Here is a 24,260-nt window from a genome sequence, read left to right as displayed (position 1 = left end):
GAAATGGGGAGTTTCTTAACCGCCAAAGGCTACGGGAAAGGCGAGCTTCAAGCCAGCGGTCAGCAGCAAGTTCACTAGACCCACGGGTAATAGGAATTTCCAACCAAGGTCTAGGAGTTGGTCAATGCGCACACGGGGCACAGTCCAGCGCAGCAGAATCGCCAAAAAGACAAAGAAGTAGGCCTTCATCAGGGTCATCGTGATGCCCAGCACCGCAAAGGCAATCTGCAAAAAGGGATTGCTCTCACTCACCCCAAGAAGATTGGCAATGGTTTCTAGGGGAATGGGGAAGCTCCAACCCCCGAAGTAAAGAACACTGACCAAGAGTGCCGAAAGCACAAGGTTAACGTAGGCACCAAGGTAAAAGAGGGCAAACTTCATGCCAGCGTACTCTGTTTGGTAGCCAGCCACGAGTTCTTCCTCGGCTTCCGGCAAGTCAAAGGGGAGGCGCTCACACTCTGCCAGAGCCGCAATCCAAAAGATCAAAAAGCCGATGGGCTGCCGCCAGACATTCCAACTCAGGATGCCATACTCCGACTGCTGCTCGACAATTTCCACCGTACCCAAACCATTGGACATCATGGCCACCGCCAACACCGCCAAGGCAAGGGGAATTTCATAGCTAATGGATTGTGCCGCTGCCCGCAGTCCCCCCAGTAGGGAGTATTTGTTGTTGGAGGCATAGCCTGACATCAGTAGGCCAATGGGCGCAATACTTGAGAGGGCAATCCAGAGAAAGACCCCCATCGCCAAGTTGGAGATCAGTAGGTTTTGGCCAAAGGGGACAATAATATAGGACAAAAAGACAGGAATCACGACCACCGCTGGCCCAAGGGTAAACAGCCAGCGATCAGTATTCGCAGGGAGAACATCTTCCTTAAAAATGAGTTTCAGGCCGTCGGCCAAGGGAGCCAAAATCCCCAATGGGCCAATGTATTCCGGGCCAATACGCTGTTGCACAGCGGCAGAAATTTTCCGTTCTAGCCAAACGGCCACCAGCACACCCACGGTAGCCACAATGAGCATCATTAACATTGGCAGAGGTAGCCATAGCAGCTTGGCCAGATCATGGGAGAGGCCAAGGGATTCCAATGCACGAATAAACTGCCCCTGTAAGTCAATACCAGATTCCATAGCGATTCGATCGCGCCCCACCTACAGACACGCTCTACAGTATAAGGGTTTTATTTCCGTTCCGAAGATAGATCTGGGGCAAATTTTTATCACCACAGGTATTACGGATGTTTATAGTTTACACCTCGTGTCTTTGGGTCTCAAATGTCAGTAGGATCAAGGGAGAGAGCCAATTTTGAAGGAGAACAGGGTGGCGATCGCAATCCAAAATGCGGTGATTTGTACCCCAGAGGGAGAACTGCGACAGCAACAGGTACGCCTTGAGGGCGATCGCATCACCGAAGTCGCAGAAACTGTCACCGTCCACCCAGAGGATACGGTTATTGATGCTACCGGTCTCACGCTCCTGCCCGGTGTGATCGACCCCCAAGTCCATTTTCGTGAACCGGGCTTAGAGCACAAAGAGGATCTATTTACTGCCAGTTGTGCCTGTGCCAAGGGGGGGGTCACCAGTTTTTTAGAAATGCCCAATACCCGTCCCCTGACCATTGATCAGGCCAGCCTAGACGATAAACTCGCCCGTGCTGCCGCCAAATGTGTTGTTAATTATGGCTTTTTCATCGGCGCTACTAAGGATAACCTTGCCGTCCTCAACACCGTCCAGCCCGTCTGTGGCATCAAGATTTTCATGGGGTCAATGCACGGCCCCCTCTTGGTGGATGAGGAGCCAATTTTAGACCGCATCTTTAGTGAGGGTAAACGCCTCATTGCTGTCCATGCCGAAGATCAGGGGCGCATCCGTGCCCGTCGCGAACAATTTGCTGGCATTAGCGATGTGGCCGTACACTCGCAAATTCAAGACGAGATTGCCGCCCTCAACGCCACCCAGTTAGCAGTGAAGCTCTCCCGTAAATACGAACGCCGCCTGCACATTCTCCATCTGTCCACAGGAATTGAAGTGGACTTTCTGCGCGAGCACAAGCTTCCTTGGATAACGGTGGAAGTTACCCCCCAGCACCTATTGCTGACCACAGAGGCCTATGCCAACATTGGCTCCCTTGCTCAAATGAACCCGCCCTTGCGCACCGCAGGAGATAATGGAAAACTCTGGCAGGGACTATTGGATGGGGTGATTGACTTTATTGCCACGGATCATGCTCCCCACACCCTAGAGGAAAAGGCGCAGCCCTATCCCCAAAGCCCTTCGGGTATGCCGGGGGTGGAAACCTCTTTGCCCCTGATGTTGACCCAAGCCATGGCCGGTCGCTGTACGGTGCCCCAAGTGGTGCGTTGGATGTCCACTGCCGTTGCTGCGGCCTACGACATTCCCAATAAAGGCAAAATTGCCCCCGGTGACGATGCGGATCTGGTGCTCGTGGATTTGCAGACCTATCGCCCAGTGCGCCGCGAGGAACTGCTCACCAAGTGCGGCTGGAGTCCCTTTGAGGGCTGGTCATTGACGGGGTGGCCAGTTTACACCTTTGTCAATGGTGAGATTGTTTTTAGCCAAGGGCGGGTGAATACCGACGTGCGTGGCCGCCCCCTTCAATTTGGCAGCTAACGGGGAGCGATCGCGGACTGGCATTAAATATTGCTGGCTTCCTATGAACTCGTGCTAATCTGAGGCAAAGGAATAGCGTAACTCTATTTAGACAACACAATGCGTATTCTGGTTACTGGCGGTGCTGGGTTTATTGGTTCCCATCTAGTTGATCGGCTGATGGAAGCAGGTCATGAGGTCATTTGCTTAGATAACTACTTCACTGGTACAAAGCGCAACATTCTGCGCTGGATGGGTCACCCCAATTTTGAACTGATCCGCCATGATGTCACCGATCCGATTCGCCTTGAGGTGGATCAAATCTATCACTTGGCCTGCCCCGCCTCGCCAGTTCACTACCAGTACAACCCCGTCAAAACGATTAAAACCAATGTCATGGGCACCCTCCACATGCTGGGGTTGGCCAAACGTGTAAAGGCACGGTTTCTCCTTGCTTCCACCTCAGAAGTCTATGGTGACCCGCTGGTGCATCCCCAATCTGAGTCCTACTGGGGGAATGTCAACCCCATTGGTATCCGCTCCTGTTACGACGAAGGCAAGCGGGTGGCAGAGACCCTCACCTTTGACTACCACCGCCAAAACAATGTGGATGTGCGGGTGGCACGGATTTTTAATACCTATGGCCCCAAAATGCAAGTCAACGATGGCCGCGTAGTCAGCAATTTTATTGTTCAAGCCTTGCAGGGCATTCCCCTCACCGTTTATGGCGACGGCTCGCAAACCCGCAGTTTTTGCTATGTCAGCGATTTGGTGGAAGGGTTAATTCGGCTGATGAATAGCGATCACATTGGCCCTGTGAATCTGGGCAACCCTGATGAATACACCGTGCTGGAGCTAGCCCAAAAAATCCAAGCCCTGATTAATCCGGGGGTGGAAATTCAGTTTAAGCCCCTGCCCAGTGATGACCCCCAGCGCCGTCGTCCTGACATTACCCTTGCTCGCACGGTGTTGGGCTGGCAACCGACCGTCCCCCTCCTAGAGGGATTACAGCGCACAATTCCTGACTTTGCCGAGCGACTAGGCGTGCCCTATACGCCTATGATGGTGGAAGTTTAGGGAGGCCACAGGGAATGCGGGTATGTGTGATTGGCACTGGCTATGTGGGCTTGGTGACGGGAGTATGCTTGGCACATATTGGCCATGAGGTGACTTGCATTGACAACAACATTGATAAAGTTAAGCTGCTGCAACAGGGGGAATCCCCTATTTATGAACCCGGTCTAACGGAGTTACTCCGTGGTTGCATTGCCAGTGGCCACATTCGCTTCAGTAGTGATCTTGGCGCTGGGGTGGAGTTTGGTGAAGTGCTCTTTATCGCCGTTGGTACACCCGCCTTACCCAATGGTGAAACCGATACCCGCTATGTAGAAGCCGTTGCCCGCGGTATTGGTGCCCATTTGCATCTGGGGTACAAAGTCATTGTCAACAAATCCACGGTGCCGATTGGCTCAGGGGACTGGGTGCGGATGATTATTCTCGATGGTGTGGTTGAGCGAGACCCCGATTTAGCCGATGCCATTAAAGGCGGGGCGACCCATCCGCCGTTGGATTTTGATGTGGTCAGCAACCCTGAATTTCTGCGGGAAGGCTCAGCGGTCTATGACACGTTTAATCCCGATCGCATTGTCTTGGGCAGCAGTAGCCGCAAAGCGATTCAAATCATGCAGGAACTCTATGCGCCGATCATTGAACGTAAGTATGCGGCTGATCCCACCTTGCCCCCCGTGCCGGTGTTGGTGACGGATCTCAGTTCGGCGGAAATGATTAAGTACGCTGCCAATGCCTTTTTAGCCACTAAAATCAGCTTTATCAACGAAATTGCCAATATTTGCGATCGCGTGGGGGCGGATGTGGTTCAAGTGGCCAAGGGGATTGGCCTGGATTCCCGCATTGGCGAGAAATTTCTGCAAGCGGGCTTGGGCTGGGGGGGTTCCTGTTTTCCCAAGGATGTTTCGGCGCTCATCCACACGGCGGAAGACTACGGCTACGATGCCCAGTTGCTCAAAGCAGCCGTTCAAGTCAACCAGCGGCAACGCTTTATTGTCATTGAAAAACTGCAACAGGTACTGAAAATCCTCAAGGGTAAAACGATTGGCCTTTTGGGGTTAACGTTTAAGCCCAACACCGATGATCTGCGGGATGCCCCTGCCCTGAATTTGATCGAGGAACTGTATCGCTTGGGTGCCAAGGTCAAGGCCTATGACCCCCTCGTGTCCCAGTCGGGTCTGCGATCGGGTCTCTCCCATGTGATTGTGGAAACGGATTTGCTACACCTCGCCGATGGCTGTGATGCTTTGGTGCTGGTGACCGACTGGCCACAGTTCCAAGAGGTGGATTATGGGGAACTGGCCAAGGTGATGCACCAACCCGTGATCATTGATGGCCGCAACTTCTTGGATCGCAAGGGGCTAGAGTCACTGGGCTTTCGCTATGTGGGGATTGGCCATTAAGCATGGAACCGCCCAGCCTCATCTATGAGCAGGCCTACTGGCAACAGGGCTATTGTCGCGTTGTCGGTGTGGATGAAGTGGGTCGGGGTTGTTTGGCAGGGCCAGTGGTGGCAGCAGCCGTAATTTTACCGGTAGACTGTGTGCCTCTTCCAGAGGTGCGCGACTCCAAACAGTTGAGTGCCCGCCAGCGATCGCGCCTCTTTAGGCAGATTTATAACCACGCGATCGCCATTGGCATTGGTAGTGCCAGTGTGGCGGAAATTGATCAGGTGAATATCCTGCAAGCCACCTATCGAGCCATGGCGCGTGCCCTAGCGCGGGTTGCCCCTTGGGATCATGCCCTGATTGACGGCAAATTAACAAAAACAGCACCCTTTGAAAAGGTAACGGCCATTATCGGGGGCGATCGCCACAGCTATAGTATTGCCTGTGCCTCAATTATTGCCAAGGTACGGCGCGATCGCTTCATGGCACGCTTAGCTCGGTGTTATCCCCAGTATGGCTGGGAACGCAATGTGGGCTACGGCACCCCCCAACACCGTCAAGCCCTTGAGCAGTATGGCCTGACCCCTTGGCATCGGCGATCGTTCTTGAAATCCTAGCTTCATACCGACTTACACTTGTGTAATGCCATCACAGGAGAGTAGGCTGAAAAATGGCAAAGTATGACGTTTTTTTGAGGGTTCCATGCGGGTTTCCCTTCGCTGGCTACAGGAATTGGTGGCTGTTGATCTCGATGTGACGACTTTGGCCGATCGCCTGACGATGGCGGGGTTTGAAGTCGAAGAAATTGAAGATCGGCGCACATGGGCGCAAGGGGTTGTGGTGGGTCATATTTTGGCCTGTGAACCCCATCCCAATGCCCAAAAATTACGGGTTTGCCAAGTGGATGTGGGTCAAGGGGAACCCCGCACGATTGTCTGTGGGGCACCCAATGCCGCTGCAGGCTTGTATGTACCTGTGGCACTACCGGGGGCATATCTGGCCAAAATTGATCTGAAAATTCGACCGGCAAAACTGCGGGGCGTGAAATCTGAGGGGATGATTTGCTCCCTTGCTGAGTTGGGGCTAACCAAAGAGTCTGAGGGCATTCACCCATTCGCTGATGCAGTAACCGTCGGGGAAGATGTACGTCCTCTCCTCGGCTTGGATGATGTGATTTTGCACCTGACCTCAACTGCCAACCGTGCCGATGCCCTGAGTATGGTGGGCATTGCCCGTGAAGTGGCCGCACTTACTGGTGCTCCCCTGACGCTACCCGCCCCAAAGGCGATCGCCCCCAAAAAGTCCCGTGCTAAGGCTCCTGTACAGCTTGCAATCGCTGATCCCCAAGCCTGTCCTGCCTACTGTGGCACACTGATCACCAATGTTCAGATTGCCCCTTCGCCCCCTTGGCTCCAGCAACGGTTAGAGGCTGCCGGTTTGCGTGCCATCAATAATGTGGTGGATATCACCAACTACATCCTGCTGAAGTGGGGTCAGCCCCTCCATGCCTTTGATTGGGATCGGTTGCAAGGGGTTGCTGCCCAAACCCCAGTGAGTGTTGGCGTGCGTTTTGCCAAGGCCGGGGAAACCCTGAAAACCCTCGATGGTGAGCAGCGGGTGCTGAGTGCCGACAATCTCCTGATTACCGCCGGGGATGTGCCCGTTGCCCTTGCCGGAGTAATGGGGGGCGAAGAGACTGAAGTTTACGAGGGTACGCAGAATGTCTTCCTTGAGGCGGCACTCTTTGCTAGTCCGGTGATTCGGCGATCGGCTCGCGCCCAAGGATTACGCACGGAAGCTTCGGCTCGCTATGAACGGGGGGTGAACCCCGCAGAACTAGAGGCGGCCACCGCTGAAGCGATCGCCCTATTGACTGAGGTGGCTCAAGGGACAGTGACCTACACTACACTAGCGGATCAGCGTCCGCCCCTCGAACGTACCCTCACCCTGCGGCTGGAACAAGTGCACCGGCTCTTGGGGGCCGTGGTTGCTGATGAAGCGGAGAGCGATGAACTCGCCTATTTGGGCGCAGAGACCGTTGAAGAGCTACTCAGCCGCCTTGGCTTTCACCTCAGCCGTCAAGAAACCTTTGAGGACGAGTTAGTGGTGTGGTCGGTGACGGTGCCCCCTTACCGCTTCCGGGATATTGAGCGAGAGGTGGATCTCATTGAGGAGATTGCGCGGCTCTACGGTTACGACCGCTTTGAGGAAACCTTGCCCGCTCAATCGGAATTGGGAGCACTACCGCTGGAACTCACCCTACTGCGGGAGCTACGGGCGGCCTTTCGCGGGGCGGGTCTGACGGAATTGATGCACTATTCTTGGGTAAAAGGTGGTCAGCCCAACCAAGTCACCGTTGTGAATCCGCTAGTGGCGGAGTTTTCGTCGCTGCGTACGGATCTAATTACGGGTCTAGTACAGGCCTTCCGCTACAACCAAGAACAGGGGAATCCGCCCCTCAATGGTTTTGAAATTGGCCGTGTTTTTGGTCAAGATGAAGAGGGTCTTTGGGAAAGCGATCGCCTTGGGGGCATCATCGGTGGCGATCCGTGGCAGGGGAAATGGGTACGCCGCTCACAGCAAGCCCAACCCCTCACATGGTATGAAGCCAAGGGGATTCTCGAGAGTGTCTTTCAGCGGTTTGGTTTGCATGTAGAATATCAGAGCGATCGCCAAGAAGAACGCTTGCACCCGGGGCGGACGGCGGCCCTGTGTTTGAATGGAGAACGGCTCGGTATTTTTGGCCAGTTACACCCGCAGTATGCGGCGACCCTCGACCTGCCGGCGGCGGTGTATGTCTTTGAACTGGATCTGGAGGTACTCCTGAGCCGCCTTGAGGAACGCTATCGCCAGATTATTTTTCAGCCCTTTTCAACTTATCCCGCCAGCGATCGCGACCTCGCCTTTTTTGCGCCGGCGGATCTCACTGTGGCAGAACTCAGCCGCACCATTTGGAAAGCTGCAGGCGGGCGCGACTCCCTCCTTGAGAGTGTCGAAGTCTTTGATGAGTACAGTGGCACTGGTGTCCCCGAAGGGCAGCGCAGTTTGGCCTTTCGCCTCACCTACCGCGCCAGCGATCGCACCCTCACCGAGGCCGAGGTGAATGAACTACATCAGCGCATTCGCGACAGCCTTGTGGAAAAATACGCCGTGACCCTCCGTAGCTAAGAAAAAACCATGAACACAGTATTGACGACCGATTGGCAGCACCTTGCCGATTTAGCCCTTGCCGATGAATGCCTCAGCCGCGATCAAGCGCGGGCGGTGTTACAAGCCGCGGATACTGAACTCCTGAATCAACTGGCGGCGGCCTATCGGGTGCGCTACCACTACTGGGGGAATCGGGTACGGCTGCACTATCTGCTCAATGCCCAAAGTGGTCTCTGTCCAGAGGATTGCCACTACTGCTCACAATCAAAAATCTCCACGGCTGAGATTGAAAAGTATCCCCTGCTCTCGCAGGAAAAAATTCTTGCTGCGGCCGATCGCGCCGCCCAACTCAAGGCTGGTACCTTTTGCATGGTCATTTCCGGGCGATCGCCCAATGAGAAGGTCTTTGAGCAGGTACTTGCTGCTATTCGGGCAGTTAAGGAGCGCTATCCCCTGAAAATCTGTGCCTGCTTGGGCTTACTCACCGCTGAGCAAACAGCCCGGCTAGCGGCAGCAGGCGTCGATCGCGTCAATCACAACCTAAATACCTCGGAAAACTTCCACGGCGAAATTTGCACCACTCACACCTTTAGCGATCGCGACCAGACCTTGGCCAATATCCAAGCCGCTGGAATTACAACTTGCTCTGGCGGCATTTTGGGTATGGGGGAATCCGATGACGATGTCATTGATCTTGCCCTTTCCCTGCGGCAGCGTCAGGTGACCAGTGTACCAGTGAATTTTCTGATTCCCATTCCGGGGACACCCCTTGGCCAACAGCACAACCTCAATCCGCGCCACTGTTTACGCATTCTCGTGCTCTTTCGTCTGCTTTTGCCGCGCCAAGAGATCCGCATTGCTGGTGGCCGCGAAGTGCATCTGCGATCGCTGCAACCCCTTGGCCTCTATGCCGCTAACTCTATATTTGTGGGGGATTATCTAACGACCCGCGGCCAAGCTCCCCACCAAGACTGGCAAATGATTGCCGATGCTGGCTTTGTCCTTGAAGACCCCGAAGGGCGGGCGATCGCCCCATAACATGTGGGCTACCCATCGCTAAACTAGGGATTGGCGGCGCTACTGTTGCGGAGTCTCCGATGAGCATTTTTGGTGGCCTTTTGCTAATTGCGGCGATTGCCCTCTTTTTTGTACAGCGCCACTATCGCCTGAAGCTCCGTAGTCTTAAGCTAGCCACGCCATCCACCACGGCGGATCTCCATCAGCTCCAACAGCAGGTGGCACAGGAAATTGGCGGTGGCAACCTACGGGAATATGTGAAGGTTTCTGGTCAGATTGTTGTCGATCAGCCCCTGATCTCGGAGTTAAAGCAGGTGCCCTGCGTCCATTACCGCATGTGTGTCAGCCGCGAGTATGAAGAACAGGTGCGCGAAACCGATAGTGAAGGCCGCACCCGCTGGCGCACTGAACGCCGCTCCGACACGATTAGCAGCAATAGCCAAACCATTCCTTTCCGCGTGCGCGATCGCTACGGCGAGATTGAAGTGGATCCCCGCGGGGCTGACATGGAAACGATCCAAGTCATCGATGAATTTCGACCCGCCAATAACACTGCCCGCCTTGGCTTTGGCAGCTTTCAGGTAAACGTGGGCAGCCTCACCTTTGGCAGTGGCAATACCATTGGTTATCGCTATCAGGAATGGATCACGCCAGTGGATCGGCAGGTGTTGGTCGTGGGCACCGCCAGTGATCAAACGGGCACGCTACGCATTGAACGTCCCACCGTCAAGGGACAAAAGTTCTTTGTCTCCCTGAAATCAGAAGACAGCCTGAGTCAAGACACCAGCAATGCCGTGCTCTATTCAACCATTGGTGCTGCCGCCTGTGGTGGGTTGGGGATTTTGTTGATCTTGGTGGGACTGCTGTAGCAGTTCACTGAGGGCTAGCCAATCCTCGAGGCTGAGGGCTTCGGCGCGGCTATTGACATCTCGCCCCAACTGAAGCAGCGCTTGGCGCACTTGATCGGGTTCAACAAGGGACTTGAGGGCATTGGCCAGCATCTTACGGCGAGTGGCAAACCCCTGTTTCAGCAGCGTTTCTAACCATTGGGGCGATCGCACCCTTGGCAGTGTCGCGTGGGGTCGCAGACAGATCACCACAGAATCCACCTTAGGCGGCGGCTGAAAGGCGCGGGGGGGCACTGCACATACCTTCTCACAGGTGGCCAGAAATTGCACCCGTACGGAGAGGGCACCGTAGGCCTTGCTACTAGGCGTTGCCATCAGGCGATCGCCAATTTCTTTTTGCACCAGTAGAATCAACCGCTCAAAGGGCGGGCGACGCGGTCGCGCAATACTGCCAAGTAGGTGCCCCAGTAACGGCCCTGTGATGTTGTAGGGGATATTGGCCACCACTTTGTTGCACCCCAAGGGCGCTAAGTCCAGCCGCAGAATATCCCCCGCAATCAACTGGAACCGCTCACTGCCAAACTGCCGTTGCAATTGGCCACAGAGATCCCGATCCAGTTCAACGGCCACCACCTCAGCACCACTGGCTAGAAGAGGGCGAGTGAGGGCACCCCGACCGGGACCAATTTCTAGGATGCGATCGCCCGCGTGCAGTTCAGCCGCTGCAATGATCTGAGCTAAAACCGATTCGCTGCGCAGCCAATGCTGGCCAAACCGTTTGCGGGCACGAATCACCTAGCACGGCCCCAAGCCCACTGTGGGTGCATAGACTGCTTGATCCCCTAGTTCTGCTTCAATGCGCAACAGGCGATTGTACTTGGCAACCCGTTCACTGCGGCAGAGGGAACCGGTTTTAATTTGACCCGCACGGGTAGCTACAGCCAAATCCGCAATCGTGGTATCTTCGGTTTCGCCAGAGCGGTGGCTAATCACTGAGCGGTAGCCCTTGCGGGTTGCCAGATCAATGGTTTGCAGGGTTTCGGTTAGCGAGCCAATCTGATTGAGTTTAATCAAGATGGCATTGGCCACGCCATTGTCAATCCCCCGTTGCAAGCGCTTGGGATTGGTGACAAACAAGTCATCCCCCACGAGTTGAATACGACTGCCAAGGGTTTCGGTCAAGAGTGCCCAGTGATCCCAGTCCTCCTCCTGCAAGCCGTCCTCAATCGAGACAATGGGATAGTTGCTCACCAAGTCTTCATAGTAGCGAATTAACTCAGAGCCGGTGCAGCTGGCATTATCAAACACATATTTGCCGTCTTCATAAAATTCATTGGCCGCCACATCGAGGGCAAGGGCAACGTCAGTGCCGGGGGTGTAACCTGCGGTTTCAATCGCCTGAAGTAAAATATCCAAGGCTGCTTGGTTGGAGTCGAGGTTAGGCGCAAAGCCCCCTTCATCCCCCACCCCGGTCAGCAAACCCTTATCCGCCAGCACCTTACTCAGAGCGGCAAAAACCTCTGCCCCCCAGCGCAGCCCCTCCCGAAAACTAGGGGCACCAATGGGCATGATCATGAATTCCTGAAAGTCAATATTGTTGGCCGCGTGGGCACCCCCGTTGATCACATTCATCATCGGCACGGGGAGGACATTGGCCAGCGGCCCCCCCAAATAGCGGTAGAGGGGTTGACCGAGATATTCTGCGGCTGCTTTAGCCGTGGCAAGGGAAACGGCAAGAATGGCATTGGCACCGAGGTTGGATTTGTTCTCACTGCCATCCAGTTCCAAGAGACACTGGTCAATCACCGTCTGATCAAGGGCGTTGAGATCCACAAGGGCACTGAGAATGGTGGTTTCAATGTTTTCCACCGCTGTGAGGACACCTTTGCCACCGTAGCGCTTGGGATCGCCGTCCCGCAGTTCATGGGCTTCAAAACTCCCCGTTGAGGCACCACTAGGAACCTGCGCCAGTCCAACAATGCCACAATCCAGTTCAACTTCTGCTTCTACCGTGGGGCGCCCCCGCGAGTCGAGAATTTCGCGGGCACGAATCGTTGCGATCGCCGTATCCATCATCTGCTTGTTCCTCAATATGCAGCTAGATTGTACGATAGATGCCCGATAAAACTGAAATGGCTTAAGGATGACCTAAGCTATAAAGTGTCCTGTATTGCATTGCCTTTCTTGTCTGAGACTGGTTTAATTTGACTCAACTTTGGTGTACATCATCCACAATTGGGGGAAAAGATTACCAAGACTTTTAGCCAGCTTCACTTGCCCGACCATTCGTAGGAATCCATCATGACCACTATTGCCCGAAGTCGTTCCCCGCAGTCTGAAGTACTCACCCGCCCTATCACCACAGAGACCGTTCACTATCAAGTTGTGCATTGGATTAGGGGTCGCTTTCGGATTCGCATTCCTCGGCTGGGCTTTGATGCTGAATATGGGGCACGGCTGCTCTACATTGTGGGCAGTTTACCCGCGGTGACAACGGCACGCATTAACCCCCCTGCCCGCTCCCTTGTGGTGGAATATAATCCCAAGCTCTTTGGGGAAGCCCTAGCAACGATTCAAGGGCAAATTTTTGAGTCGATTCAAGTGGCGGCCAATCCAGATCTTCCCGCCCTAAGTACTGAGAAGGCCACCCCTGCGGCGGAAGCTCACGAAATTAACTATTGGGAACGCTTGGGCTTACCGGCTCTGGGTTTGGGGTTGAGTGTGGCCTCCCTGATGGGGGTACCGATTCCCGGCTATGTGATTGCCAGTGTGGTGATTGCCGGGGCAATGCCGGTGTTTCAGCGAGCATGGGAAGCGATTCAAGAGGAGAAACAGTTAACGATTGACTTCCTCGATGGCTTGGCAATTTCCCTCCACACCATGCAGGGGCACTATTTTGCCCCCTCCTTTATGCTGGGTCTGATTGAGGGGGGGGAAGTGATCCGCGACCTCACGGCACGGGGATCGGAGCGGGCGAACCTTGATTTGCTGGATTGCCTCGGCAAAACCGCCTTTGTGGAACGGGACGGGGTTGAGGTTGAAGTTGAAGTGAAAGACCTTGTCGAGGGCGATCGCGTGGTCGTCTATCCGGGGGATCAAATTCCCGTTGACGGCATTATTTTGCGGGGCACAGGCCTGATTGATCAGTGCAAACTCACGGGCGAGTCGGTGCCGGTAACGCGCAGCGAGGGAATGGAGGTTTTTGCGTCAACGCTGCTGGTCGAGGGGCAACTGGTGATCTTAGCGGAGCGAGTAGGCAACAATACCCGTGCAGGTGTGATTGTGAACTTAATGCAGTCGGCACCGGTGCATGACACGCGCATTGAAAACTATGCTGCCATGGTGGCCAACCAAGCCGTCATTCCAACCTTGGCCATTGGCACAGGTGTTGGCTTACTCTCAGGGGATCTCAATCGGGCGATCGCCCTGCTGACCCTTGACCTCGGTACAGGGATTCGGGTCTCGGTGCCTACCACGATTTTGTCGGCGCTCACCTATGCCGCTCAACATGGCGTCCTCATCCGCAGTGGTCGGGCGATCGAAAAACTGGCTCAGATTGACACCATTGTCTTTGATAAAACTGGCACCCTGACCCAAGGCCATGCAGGGGTTACCGAGATTAAAGTCATGGATCCGCGCTTCAGCGCCGATGACATCCTCAGTATGGCCGCCAGTGCTGAGCAGGGACTCACCCACCCTGTGGCTGAAGCCATTGTCCGCCATGCCCGCGAAACCCATCAGCCCCTCTTTGACTGTGAAGACTGGGAATACCGCGTTGGCCTCGGTGTGGCCACAAAAGTGCGGGGTGTGGATCTGCGGGTGGGCAGCCGCCGCATGATGGAGCAGGAAAACATTTGCCTAATTGATCTCAATGAACGTTTCCCCGATCTCGATTCTGGGCGGGCGTCAATTGTCTATGTGGCCGGGGATGGTCGCTTGATTGGGGTGATTCTCTACAGTGACCCAATCCGCAATGAAAGTCCTGAAGTCATCCGTGAACTCAAGGGGGCAGGCATTACTCCCCATATGCTGACGGGTGACATTGGCCGCGTTGCCCGTGCAGTGGCCAAAGACTTAGGCATTGCCCCCAACAATATCTACGCCGAAGCCTTCCCGGAAAAGAAAGTGGAGGTGGTGCGTGCCCTCCATGACAGCGGTAAAGTCGTGGCTTTCTGTGGCGATGGTATCAATGACTCTGCCGCTCTTGCCTATGCCGATGTCTCTATTTCCTTTGCCGGCGCAACCGATATCGCCCGTGAAACCGCCGATGTGGTGCTCATGGAGGATGACTTGCGGGGATTGACCCTTGCTATTCGGATTGCCAAGCAGGCGATGGAAATTGTCTGGCAAAATACAGCGATCGTGGCCATTCCTAATATTGGTGCGCTGCTGTCGGGGGTCTTCTTTGCCCTTGACCCGATTTTGGCGGTGGTTATTAACAACGGCACTGCCATTTTAGCGGAGTTGAATGGTTTGCGTCCCTTGGCAGGTCCCGGTGGCTCCTTGCCCTTACCGCCCGTCAAAGACACACAGGAATTTCTTGCGGAATGGGAAGCCACCCATCCCGATCATCCGGTGCAGCATATTCCACCCAAAATGACTGGCTCTCAGGCTGGGCCTTCACGGTTGGCTGGATAAGCAAGGGCGGCCAATTCACGGTGGCTGAGGGGACGAACGGCTCTGGGGCGAAGATTGCCGAGGTGAACCGGGCCGATCGCGATCCGTTGCAAGGCAACAACAGGATAGCCCAGCTGCTCGGCCACACGGCGAATCTGGCGGTTGCGGCCTTCGTGCAGGATGATTTCCAAGAGGGAGCGATCGCCCTCGGTGCGCAGGAGCTGAACCGCTGCGGGTAGCGTCATCACCCCGTCCAAGGGAATACCCTGTCGCCATCTTTGTAACACCCTTTCTGGCGGCTGTCCCTGCACCCAAACGCGGTAGGTTTTGGGGATGTGATGGCGGGGATGGCTGAGATAGTAGGTGAAAGCCCCATCATTGGTAAGCAGCAGCGCCCCACTGGAATCGGCATCTAAACGCCCCACAGGATGCAGACCGGCCACACACTGATACCTAGGCGGCAAGAGATCAAGAACGGTGGGGCGCCCTTGGGGATCGTGACAGGTACAGAGAACCCCCTTGGGCTTATGGAGGAGCAAATAGACCCGTCGGGGCGGGTGGGGGGGGTTCAGGCGCTGCCCTCGGTATTCAATGCGATCGCGCGCCGCATCCACTTTGTCCCCCAATTTTGCCCGCTGACCATTGACAAAGACCTGACCACTGCGGATCAGCATTTCGGCATGGCGGCGGGAGGCCACTCCCCAGTGGGCAAGGACTTTGTGTAACCGCTCCGTGGTCATCGTTGCTGTCTAGGGTGACGTTGCGTTCTTGAGGGGACTCTCTATAGACCCATTATTGCTGCAGAGTTGCCAATCCCCTAGCAGAATTGGTAGAAAAGAACTGTTCAATCCTTACCTATCATCTACCGTGAGGAGTTCTATGAAATCTCTTTACAAACTTGCCATCTTAGGGTTAGTTTTAGTTGGTTTTTCTACAACGCTGGTTGCCTGTGGCGGTGGCGGTGGTACAACCGATAACCAAACGCCAACCGAATCCCCCAGTCCGCAAACGCCAGGGCAGTAGTTCCTTTTAGCTTTTAGCGATATTGTCTATTCTTAATGATACTGAAGCTAGGGGTAGCCGTCAGGGTTGCCCCTTTCTAATGGGAAATTGGCATTCTCCAGCAGGCGATCCAGTTATCCAAGGGAGCTTTCCAGCTGATACCGCTGCCAAAGGGATTGATATAACCCCCCTGCTGCCACCAGTTCATCATGGGTACCCTGTTGAACAATCCGCCCTTGATCCATGACCAGAATGCGATCGCAGGTTGCCGCTGCCGACAATTGATGGGAAATAAAGAGCACCGTGCGTGTGTGCTGTTGCTGCCGCAGCGCTTGCAAAATTTGGCTAGCCGTTTGGTTATCAACGCTGGCGAGGGCATCATCGAGGACTAAAATTGGTGCATCCACCAGTAGGGCACGGGCTAAGGCGGTTCGTTGGCGCTGTCCCCCAGAGAGGGTAATGCCCCGCTCGCCCACAAGGGTGTCGTACTGCTGGGGAAAGTTGAGGATCTCATTGTGAATTTGGGCTTGGCTGGCGGCGGCAATCACCTTTAACTCCGTGGCATCGGGTTCGCCGTAGCGAATGTTGTTTTTGATTGTGGTGCTAAAGAGAAAGCTTTCTTGGGGCACGTAGGCGATCGCTGCCCGTAAGTCGCCAAGGTGCAAGCGCGTAATGTCAATGCCATCCAGAAAAATCTGATTGGGGGCAATCTCCAATAAACGGGGCAGGGCACTGGCCAAGGTGGATTTGCCGCAGCCAATGGGGCCGACGATCGCCACCATTTCCCCCGCTTGAATTTCAAAGCTGAGGTGATTGAGGGCAGGGGTGCGGCGATTGGGGTATGTAAAAGTTAGATTTTGACAACGCAGGTGCCCCTGAACGCGATCGCGGGGTAAGGCAACGGCATTTGGCGCATCTGTAATGCGGGGTTCCACACTTAAAATGGCCTCAATTCGGTCAATGCTCACTTCACCCCGTTGGTAGGTGGTAATCGTAAATCCCAATAATGCCGTCGGGAAAATCAGCCGCTCAATGTACAGCAGCAGGGCAATAAAATCCCCCACTTGAATCGTATTGGCAGCAATCATGCGGCTACCAAACCACAGCAAAATCAGCAAACTAAAGCTGACCATCCCCCCCAAGAGGGGAAAGAGAATGTTGCGGGTTTTGGCCAAAACCAAGTTATTGCGGAGTAAGTCTTGATTTAGCTGGTCAAACTGGCGTTGCTCGTTGGCCTCTTGGCCATAGATTTTAATTAGGGCAATGCCACTCATGTCCTCTTGGATGAGATCGCTGAGTTCCGCGAGGCTTTGTTGCACGTCCAGTTGTTCTGCCCGCAGGCGATCGCTAAAGGTTTGGACAATAAAAAGAACCGCTGGATAGACAGCGATCGCCCCCAAACTCAAGCCCGGATGAATGGCTAACATCACGGGCAGCGTCATACCGTAGGCAAACACGGTGTTCGCCGCACTCAAAAGGGCAAAACCCACCAGACGGCGAATATTATCCACATCACTGGTGGCACGGCTAATGAGATCTCCGGGGGTATTCTCCGCAAAGTAACTGGGTTCTAAACGCAGCAGATGTTCAAAGAGCCGTTGCTTGAGGTCAAATTCCACCAATCGCCCAGCACCAAAGATCCAGAGGCGCGAGGCCATGCGAATGAGCCACATCAACGAGGCTAAACCAATCAGCAGCAGGGCATAGAACACCACCCGCTGAAAGTCAAACTTGGCCTGCAATTCATCAACCGCAGTACCAATGAGCAGGGGCAAATAGGTGCCCAAAAGGTTGACGATAAAAAGCGCAACAATCCCCCCCCAAATTTTTGTTTGGTGAGGACGCAGATAGGCCAAGAGGCGACGAAAACGGCCAGAGCGGCCAGCTTTAGGAAGAGTAACCATATCCTCAACCTAACAGATGTTGTCCCCCTAGGGGGGAGCGCTTTCGAGAAACTGGTTGAGATCTTCCACCAAGCGATTTAGCTCTGCCTCTGTCGTCAGGCGCATGCGATCATCTCGCACGGTCAATAGAACCTTGGCGGCATAGGGATTGGGCCAGATATTGGGATTACAAAACACTTCGAGGAAGACCTCGCCCACGTGCTGATATTCCATGGCCGCTTGGGGAGGCAGAGGAGTCCCTGCGGTTTTGGCGGTGGCGATCGCCCGCATCCGTTCCATTAAAGTCTGAATCTCTTGCCGCAGGGCCTCTGCGGCTGCTGCAGAAAAGCAAAAACTCACCGAGCCTTCGACCAAGTTCACCCGCATTCGCTGCTCACTCATCGGCTCTGTCTGAACACGCCTGTTGTCATTATAGGGGGCATCTTATCAATCAAAAGGTGGGGAATCCTCTTGGGGGGGATCTACGCTCTGCTCCACCAGATATTCATAGCGCAGCAGTTCAAAACTCCGCTCACCGTAGCGATCGCGAATGTGTTCACAGCAGCACTGAATGGCAAATTCATCGAGTTCCTCGGACGTGACGCCGTACAAGTCCTCAAACACCTCTGGGGTGACGCGGCAAAAGCGGGGGCGATTCTCGTAGATACGACAGCGGTGACTGAGGGGGTCAAAGTGAATACACCAGCCATCGGCACCAATGAGGGATTGGTAGAGGGCAAATTCCTCTGCATTGAGAATGGTGGGCACCTCTGAGCGATCGCTCAACTCAAGGTAACAGCAGGCACCACACCCCTGCATACACTGCCACTTTTTCATGCTTTCAGGATAATGCAACGGTTTCTGTGGGCATCGGTGCCTCAGCAGGCACTTCCTCCAGCCAAATTTGATCACTGCGGGGATCAACACGACTCACCCGCACCAACACACACTCTCCCAAATTGGCCTGCCGTTGAAAGCGCATTGCCAGTTCTACCCCCAAATCCTCCAGCAGAACCAGCCCCAGCCCCTCCTCAGGACGCAACCAACGCAGTAAAATGCCCCGCCACACCTCTTCGCGATGCCGCCGCAGGTATTCCAAGCACCAATAGCGGTTGGTCTGCCGCTCCACAAGGGAGGACTCCTGAACTGACGACACCAGCCCCAATAAAATTTCATTCAGTTGCTCGGGTGTGAGGGGTGGGGTTTCCCCGCGGAGGTGGGCTTTAATCTGACGGTGCGCCAGCAAATCCGTGTAGCGGCGAATGGGGGAAGTCACTTGGCAGTAGGCATCAAGGCCAAGGCTGGCATGGGGATTGGGTTGGGTGCTCATTTCACTGCGGGGCATACAGCGACGAATGGCACAGTCCCGCACCATTCCAGCGGGCAGTTGCAACAATTCCTCCTCTGAGGGCAGTTCTGGCGGTGATTGACTGCGAAAGGGCAGAGGGATGCCCTCACGGGCGCCAAAATGGGCGGCTACTTCACCGGCAAGAATCATCATTTCTGCCACCAGTTGGCGGGCGGGGGAGTCATGGAGGGGCGAGATTTCCACCTCTTCACCAGCCACTTTAATGTTGGGTTCAGGGATATGAATGCGAATCGCTCCCCGTTGTTGCCGCCACTCACTACGCCGCTGTCCCCATTGGGCGATCGCCAGCAGATCCGCTTCCCCGGTCACCCCCTGCTCCAAAATCATGTCCACATCGTCATAGCTCAGGCGATAGGTGGGGCGAATCCAACTGGGGCAAATTTCGTACTCCAGCACTTCGCCGTTGTCGGCTAAAAGAATGCCAAAACTCAGCGCACAACAGGTTTGTCCCGCCACCAAACTCATCGGTCCTGTGGCCAACTCTGTGGGAAACATGGGAATCATCCCCGTCGGTAGATAGACCGTTGTGGCGCGGCGGCGAGCCTCCTGATCCAAGACATCATCCACCATCACCCAGCGGGTGGGATCAGCAATGTGAATCCACAGCTTTTGGCGATCGCCCACGACTTCGAGGCTGAGGCCATCGTCAATTTCTTGGGTACTTTCGTCGTCAATGGTATAGACCTTGAGATGGGTGAGATCGCGGCGCAGGGGAGCGTCAATATCTGTGGGGGGTGAGGTGAGGCGTTCATGGGCCACAGCAAGTACCTTGGCAGAGAATTCAACGTCAATTTGACTCCGGCGCAGGAACAGATTTTCGTGCTCTGACCAGAGGCCGAGATCCACCAACAGTTGGAAAGCGCCCAAGGGTTGGGTGGGACGCTGCAATTCACTGAGGAGGTCAATGGCTGCTTGGTGTTGGCCACTGGGTTCAATGGCTATAGCATAACGTTCTAACTGCTCAAGGCGCTTGCGATCGCTGGCAGACCACGCCACAGTTTCCCCCTTCAGGGCTTGGGTCAAATGTTCACGGAAGCTGACTTCCTCCGCCAAGCGTTGGGCTTCCCGCTCCCTTTGATGTTTGAGTTCTGCCACTTGGGCAGCCGGTCGAGCCTCGTAGGTTTCCCCCTTGAGCTTGAAGTAGAAACGATCCTCACTAAGGAGATAGTAGGCCGCATAGCAGGCCACCGCCGATCGCTCCGAAAAAAGCAGCTCTGCTAGATCCGCTGGCGTAATGGCGCGATTTTCCTCGCGGATAATTTCCCAAGCCACTTCTAAACTGTCGGCATCCAAGAGCGGCTGCACCTGCTGCCAAAATGTGGGAATCTCTTGGGGACGAAACCGCTCCTCGGGCACCGTAAAGGTCAGTTGGCGCGGATGAATGGTGTGGGCTTGCAAATGCTGATCAATGGCAATCCAATGCTTTTTACCTTCGGGGCGATCGATCACCGCCAAGCGACGCTGGTTATTGACCCGAAATTCAATGAGGGTGCCTTTCTCCACGGCTGCCGTGCTGTACCATAACCTGACAATTATAAAGTTTATTGCCTCTAACTGAGCAGTAGGGGATAACCACAGTAGCGTTCCAACAGCACAATGGCGACAATATCATCAATGGGTCGGGGGGGCAGGCGCAACCCCTTGGGAATCAGCCGCTGCCAACCGTGGGGCGGAAAGAGTTGCCAATAGCGATCGCGGGCGTCTAGGGTGCTATTGCGCTCATCCACTGGAATAATTTCTACAGCCAAAGCCGCTTGCAATTGCTGCTGCCACTGGCGAGAGGTGGTTTGATTGCCCATAATCACTTGTTCAAATGGGTAGGCTTGATGCCACTCTTGGACACGGGCGATCGCGCGATCGCTGGCCACCACTTCATAGCGCACCACTTCTTGACCGAGGGCAAGGGCTAACCCACACTTGTCCCGCCCTGGATCAAACCCCAATAAATACTTAGTGCGACCCATTTGCGTCATTTGCTAGAGTGGAAAGGTTATCGAATTGAGAGCGATCGCCCTGTGAGCCTACCCGCTGCGACCATCCGTCGTCTGTTGAATGTACCGCAAGTTGCCGCCACTTGGGTGGGTGGTGGCCGCAGACTCGACAGCAGCGAGGAAGTCTTTTGTGCGGCTTGGCTCGATCCCAAGGATCAGGGGGTACGCAGCATGGAGGTGGGTCAGTTTCCACCCACCCCAGAGCAACTCATGCGGCTGTTGGTGCAGGCGATCGAATATCCCCGCCATCCCCAAGCTCAGCCCTGCCGTCCCCACACCATCATCGTTGATGACCGCGAGTTGCAATTTTTTCTGCGCGGTGTGGTGGCTCCCCTCGATATTCAGGTGGAGTATCAAGCCCACATTCCCCTGCTGGATGAATTTTTTGAATTCATTGCGGCGGAAGTCACCAGTGATGATGTAGATATCGAGGTGCTCCCCCCTGAATATGTTTCCCTCTACACACAGAAAATTAGGGAATTTGCTCAACTGGACATCTGGCGGCGCCTAGACAGTCTTACCCCCCTTAAACTCCACTGCGACGCTTGGGACTCTCCCACCCTCTTTGCGGTACTGGTGAACCCCCAAGGGGCCAACCGTGACTTTGGTCTAATGCTCTACCGCGGGGAGGAGGCACTACGCAACTTTTGGCAGCAGATTGATCACGAGTATCCCTACATTGACGAAGACGATGATGAGCGCTTAGAGGAAACGGTTCTGCGCAACGATTGTCTCTTCTTGAATTTTTCCGAGGTTGGCGAAGAGGATTTAGGCAATGATCTCTCTTTTGTCCTCAAGGGGCATCTCTACACCATTGAACCGGGTGTCATCCATCCTTTGGAGGGAATGCGACCCTTTTATGCCCCTGAGGAAGCGGAAATGGTCTATGTGGCGATCGAGGCGCTGATCAAATTCTGGAAAAAGACCAAGAAACAGTTTGAGAAGGAGGAGTGCCCTGAACTAGACCTGAGGTTCAAGATTCCTTCACCCCGCCATTCTGCCCTTAGTTATCAGGTGCACGTGGCAACAGTGCCAGCGATGATGGCAGAAATCAATGGTGACCCTGAGGAGAGCAAATCACAGCACCAGATTCCCATTGATACGGAAGCAATTCCGGGGGAAGCCTATATCCTCTTTAAGTTGTTTCCGCCGAAAAAGCTACAGGAATTACAAGCAGCCGTCTCTTACCATCAACGGGGGGAGATTCCCGAGGCGTTTGAGGGCTATCCCGTGTTGACGATTCAAACCAAAAAAGCCGCAGCGGCGGCGCTCGCCGCCAAAATTGCTGAGGAGGGCGGCATTCACCATCTAACGGTCTTTCCCCTCTCAGGTCCCGAGCAAATAGTCATGCTCCTTGCCCAAACCAATGCCAACCATCTTTGGCTTTTGGATACCTTTGACCCCGAAAGTGGTCCGCTGCTCCTCGATTGGATCAAGGAGGTCAATGACCTTGAGGGCGCCTGTGGCCTTGCTGTGGCCTATGGCATGACGGGCAAAACACGGATGCAGCCAACCCTCAAGCAAATCGTGGGACTTTTTGAAACGTCCCTTGTGTTTAGTTTCGTGGACACCCAACGTCCACCGACCCCTCAGCCCATTGAGATTTCTAAACGCTAGAGAACGGTGAAGTCTCTACGGATTCTACTGCTTCAGGCACGGGGCGATCGCACTACGCAGCAGGAGGAATTGGCAGAATTTATCCGCCTGAGCGGTTTGGCCGCCGAGCAATTTACAGTGCTCAATGGCTTTGAGTGTGCTGACTTTACCCCCGACTGTATTCAAGGCTTTGATGCCCTTTTTATCGGTGGCTCCAGTGATGCCACAGTGCTCAAGCCAGAGATCTATCGCTTTGTACCGCCGGCAATGGACTTAATTTTGGCCTGTATTGAGCAGGAGATCCCCGTGTTGGCCTCCTGTTTTGGCTTTCAATTGGCAGTGCAGGCCTTGGGAGGGCAGGTGATTGTGGATCGGCAGGGGATGGAAATGGGCACCTACCCTTTGTATCTCACGCCTTTGGGAGTTGCTGATCCACTATTTGCCGGCTTTCCCAATCCTTTTTTGGCGATTTCTGGACACCAGGAGCGCGCCTTGACCCTGCCAGCGGGAGCGACCTTACTGGCCTACAGTGAGTTGTGTCCCTACCATGCCTTTCGCTTGGAGGGTAAACCCTTCTACGCCTTTCAGTTTCATCCGGAGGTGGACGATCGCGACCTGATTGCCCGCATTAGCCGTTATTGCGATCGCTATCAATTGGGCACTGCCGAACTGGAAAAACTCAAGCAAACAGCCCGTCCTACCCCCTACGCCAATCAGTTGATCCGCCGCTTTGTTGAGGTGGTGCTGGGCTATATTCCCAGTTGTGCTTGAATCTCTGCTAGTTGCTCCTCTAGGGTGGTGGCTTGCAGCCAATGGATGCCGGGTTCTGCCCGAAACCATGTCCGCTGTCGTTTGGCAAATTGTTGGGTGTGCTGTACCGTGAGCGCAATCGCCGCCTCAAGGGTGAGTTCTCCCCGCAGATATTGGCGCATCTCGCGATAGCCCAGTGTATCTAATAGGGGCAGTTCATCACCGTACTGCGCTTGCAGTTGCCGAATTTCATCCAACCATCCCATGGCCAGCATTTGCTGGGTGCGCTCTTGAATGCGGCGGCGCTGTTGCTGGCGATCGCCCCCCGCTAGGGCAAAGTACCAAATCGGATAGGGAGGCGGTTCGCACCGCTGCTGCTGGCTGAGGGGTACCCCCGTTACGTAATAGACTTCCAAAGCCCGCAGGGTACGCACGTGATCGTGGGCATGGATGCGTTGCGCCGCCACAGGATCCACCTGCTGAAGCCATTGATAGCATTCCTGCTGACCTAGAGCCATCAACTGTGCCCGTAGATGTGGTTGCGGTGGGACTTGGGGCATCGTTAGCCCTTGGGTAATACTGCGGATGTACAATCCTGTCCCCCCCACCAAGAGGGGCGTGATCCCTTGGGAATGGTAGTGGGCAATCAAGGCTTGGGCTTTGGCTTGATAAATGGCCAGGGTCAGAGTATCGCGGGGGTCACAAATATCAATGAGGTGGTGGCGCACTTGGCGTTGTTGGGCTGGGGTGGGCTTGGCGGTGCCAACATCAAAGCCGCGATAGACTTGGCGGGAGTCGGCACTCAAAATCACACTGTTCAATTGCTGCGCGAGGGCGATCGCCAGTGCCGTTTTGCCGGTGGCCGTTGCCCCCCCAATAACAATTAGCCCTGCATCCCCCACTCAAATACAGCCTGAAAATTTCCTAGAATCGCCTATAACCCTTATGTGCTAAAATTTAGGTCAGA

Annotated in this window: 21 protein-coding genes; 11 read left to right on the top strand and 10 right to left on the bottom strand. The window is 54.8% G+C overall.

Annotation, left to right across the window (positions count from 1 at the left end; translation table 11 throughout):
* Positions 1 to 15: 15 nt before the first annotated feature.
* Positions 16 to 1,134, bottom strand: coding sequence for an NADH-quinone oxidoreductase subunit NuoH (gene nuoH / locus M0646_RS10405; RefSeq protein WP_149820598.1), 1,119 nt, complete (start codon positions 1,132 to 1,134; stop codon positions 16 to 18).
* A gap of 190 nt (positions 1,135 to 1,324) precedes the next feature.
* On the opposite strand from nuoH, the gene M0646_RS10400 reads away from it, so the two are divergent.
* The 7 genes from M0646_RS10400 (at position 1,325) to M0646_RS10370 (ending at position 10,106) form a co-directional block, all read left to right on the top strand.
* On the top strand, positions 1,325 to 2,635 hold the full coding sequence (locus tag M0646_RS10400) for a dihydroorotase (protein ID WP_286649615.1): 1,311 nt from the start codon (positions 1,325 to 1,327) through the stop codon (positions 2,633 to 2,635).
* Positions 2,636 to 2,734: 99 nt separating this feature from the next.
* A complete protein-coding gene (locus tag M0646_RS10395) occupies positions 2,735 to 3,691 on the top strand; it encodes a UDP-glucuronic acid decarboxylase family protein (protein ID WP_149820594.1) in 957 nt (318 codons plus the stop codon).
* 14 nt (positions 3,692 to 3,705) lie between these two features.
* A complete protein-coding gene (locus M0646_RS10390; protein WP_286625618.1) occupies positions 3,706 to 5,085 on the top strand; it encodes a UDP-glucose/GDP-mannose dehydrogenase family protein in 1,380 nt (459 codons plus the stop codon).
* A 2-nt stretch (positions 5,086 to 5,087) separates the two neighbouring features.
* Positions 5,088 to 5,687 carry a ribonuclease HII gene (locus M0646_RS10385; protein WP_286625617.1) on the top strand — a complete coding sequence of 200 codons (600 nt, stop codon included), beginning with the start codon at positions 5,088 to 5,090 and terminating at the stop codon, positions 5,685 to 5,687.
* A gap of 85 nt (positions 5,688 to 5,772) precedes the next feature.
* Entirely contained in the window at positions 5,773 to 8,238 is a 2,466-nt protein-coding gene (pheT, locus tag M0646_RS10380) for a phenylalanine--tRNA ligase subunit beta (RefSeq protein WP_149820588.1), read from the top strand.
* A gap of 9 nt (positions 8,239 to 8,247) precedes the next feature.
* A complete protein-coding gene (bioB, locus tag M0646_RS10375; RefSeq protein WP_149820586.1) occupies positions 8,248 to 9,258 on the top strand; it encodes a biotin synthase BioB in 1,011 nt (336 codons plus the stop codon).
* Positions 9,259 to 9,317: 59 nt separating this feature from the next.
* Positions 9,318 to 10,106: an E3 ubiquitin ligase family protein gene (locus M0646_RS10370; protein ID WP_149820584.1), complete on the top strand. Its 789-nt coding sequence runs from the start codon at positions 9,318 to 9,320 to the stop codon at positions 10,104 to 10,106.
* Here M0646_RS10370 and rsmA read toward each other — a convergent pair.
* Together rsmA and eno are read right to left on the bottom strand one after the other, a co-directional pair.
* Positions 10,041 to 10,877 carry a 16S rRNA (adenine(1518)-N(6)/adenine(1519)-N(6))-dimethyltransferase RsmA gene (gene rsmA / locus M0646_RS10365; RefSeq protein WP_190278343.1) on the bottom strand — a complete coding sequence of 279 codons (837 nt, stop codon included), beginning with the start codon at positions 10,875 to 10,877 and terminating at the stop codon, positions 10,041 to 10,043. The genes M0646_RS10370 and rsmA overlap by 66 nt on opposite strands.
* Positions 10,878 to 10,880: 3 nt before the next feature.
* Positions 10,881 to 12,161 carry a phosphopyruvate hydratase gene (gene eno / locus M0646_RS10360; RefSeq protein WP_286625616.1) on the bottom strand — a complete coding sequence of 427 codons (1,281 nt, stop codon included), beginning with the start codon at positions 12,159 to 12,161 and terminating at the stop codon, positions 10,881 to 10,883.
* A 225-nt stretch (positions 12,162 to 12,386) separates the two neighbouring features.
* Between eno and M0646_RS10355 the strand changes: the two genes are divergently transcribed.
* Positions 12,387 to 14,723: a heavy metal translocating P-type ATPase gene (locus M0646_RS10355; RefSeq protein WP_286625615.1), complete on the top strand. Its 2,337-nt coding sequence runs from the start codon at positions 12,387 to 12,389 to the stop codon at positions 14,721 to 14,723.
* Here M0646_RS10355 and M0646_RS10350 read toward each other — a convergent pair.
* The gene (locus M0646_RS10350; RefSeq protein ID WP_286625614.1) at positions 14,693 to 15,442 is read right to left on the bottom strand and encodes a pseudouridine synthase; all 750 of its coding nucleotides are present in this window, start codon (positions 15,440 to 15,442) and stop codon (positions 14,693 to 14,695) included. The two genes, M0646_RS10355 and M0646_RS10350, sit on opposite strands and share 31 nt — an antisense overlap.
* A gap of 139 nt (positions 15,443 to 15,581) precedes the next feature.
* Here M0646_RS10350 and M0646_RS10345 point away from each other — a divergent pair, with 139 nt between their 5' ends.
* Positions 15,582 to 15,725: a hypothetical protein gene (locus M0646_RS10345; RefSeq protein WP_190278068.1), complete on the top strand. Its 144-nt coding sequence runs from the start codon at positions 15,582 to 15,584 to the stop codon at positions 15,723 to 15,725.
* 113 nt (positions 15,726 to 15,838) lie between these two features.
* Here the strand turns inward: M0646_RS10345 and M0646_RS10340 are convergent, their stop codons facing one another.
* From M0646_RS10340 to M0646_RS10320, 5 genes are read right to left on the bottom strand one after another with little or no spacing between them, the layout of a single operon-like run.
* Positions 15,839 to 17,608 carry an ABC transporter ATP-binding protein gene (locus M0646_RS10340; RefSeq protein ID WP_149820574.1) on the bottom strand — a complete coding sequence of 590 codons (1,770 nt, stop codon included), beginning with the start codon at positions 17,606 to 17,608 and terminating at the stop codon, positions 15,839 to 15,841.
* Between the two features lie 27 nt (positions 17,609 to 17,635).
* Positions 17,636 to 17,989 carry a hypothetical protein gene (locus M0646_RS10335; RefSeq protein WP_149820572.1) on the bottom strand — a complete coding sequence of 118 codons (354 nt, stop codon included), beginning with the start codon at positions 17,987 to 17,989 and terminating at the stop codon, positions 17,636 to 17,638.
* 45 nt (positions 17,990 to 18,034) lie between these two features.
* Positions 18,035 to 18,424 (bottom strand): YkgJ family cysteine cluster protein, encoded by a 390-nt coding sequence (locus M0646_RS10330; protein WP_149820570.1) that lies wholly within the window; start codon positions 18,422 to 18,424, stop codon positions 18,035 to 18,037.
* A gap of 4 nt (positions 18,425 to 18,428) precedes the next feature.
* Positions 18,429 to 20,459, bottom strand: a complete 2,031-nt coding sequence (locus M0646_RS10325; protein ID WP_149820568.1) for a ribonuclease catalytic domain-containing protein — start codon at positions 20,457 to 20,459, stop codon at positions 18,429 to 18,431.
* 47 nt (positions 20,460 to 20,506) lie between these two features.
* Positions 20,507 to 20,929 (bottom strand): resolvase, encoded by a 423-nt coding sequence (locus M0646_RS10320; protein WP_286649614.1) that lies wholly within the window; start codon positions 20,927 to 20,929, stop codon positions 20,507 to 20,509.
* Between the two features lie 42 nt (positions 20,930 to 20,971).
* On the opposite strand from M0646_RS10320, the gene M0646_RS10315 reads away from it, so the two are divergent.
* Both M0646_RS10315 and M0646_RS10310 read left to right on the top strand, forming a co-directional pair.
* Complete coding sequence (locus M0646_RS10315) at positions 20,972 to 22,564, top strand: DUF6930 domain-containing protein (protein WP_149821800.1); 1,593 nt, start codon at positions 20,972 to 20,974, stop codon at positions 22,562 to 22,564.
* A 6-nt stretch (positions 22,565 to 22,570) separates the two neighbouring features.
* A complete protein-coding gene (locus M0646_RS10310) occupies positions 22,571 to 23,314 on the top strand; it encodes a type 1 glutamine amidotransferase (protein WP_149820564.1) in 744 nt (247 codons plus the stop codon).
* Here M0646_RS10310 and miaA read toward each other — a convergent pair.
* A complete protein-coding gene (miaA, locus tag M0646_RS10305) occupies positions 23,293 to 24,195 on the bottom strand; it encodes a tRNA (adenosine(37)-N6)-dimethylallyltransferase MiaA (RefSeq protein ID WP_149820562.1) in 903 nt (300 codons plus the stop codon). The two genes, M0646_RS10310 and miaA, sit on opposite strands and share 22 nt — an antisense overlap.
* Positions 24,196 to 24,260 lie beyond the last annotated feature (65 nt).

It is taken from the genome of Thermosynechococcus sp. B3 (assembly GCF_030323045.1).
Lineage (GTDB): Bacteria > Cyanobacteriota > Cyanobacteriia > Thermosynechococcales > Thermosynechococcaceae > Thermosynechococcus.
Note: the sequence above shows the minus strand (reverse complement) of the source record. Positions and strands in the feature narration are given on the sequence as shown.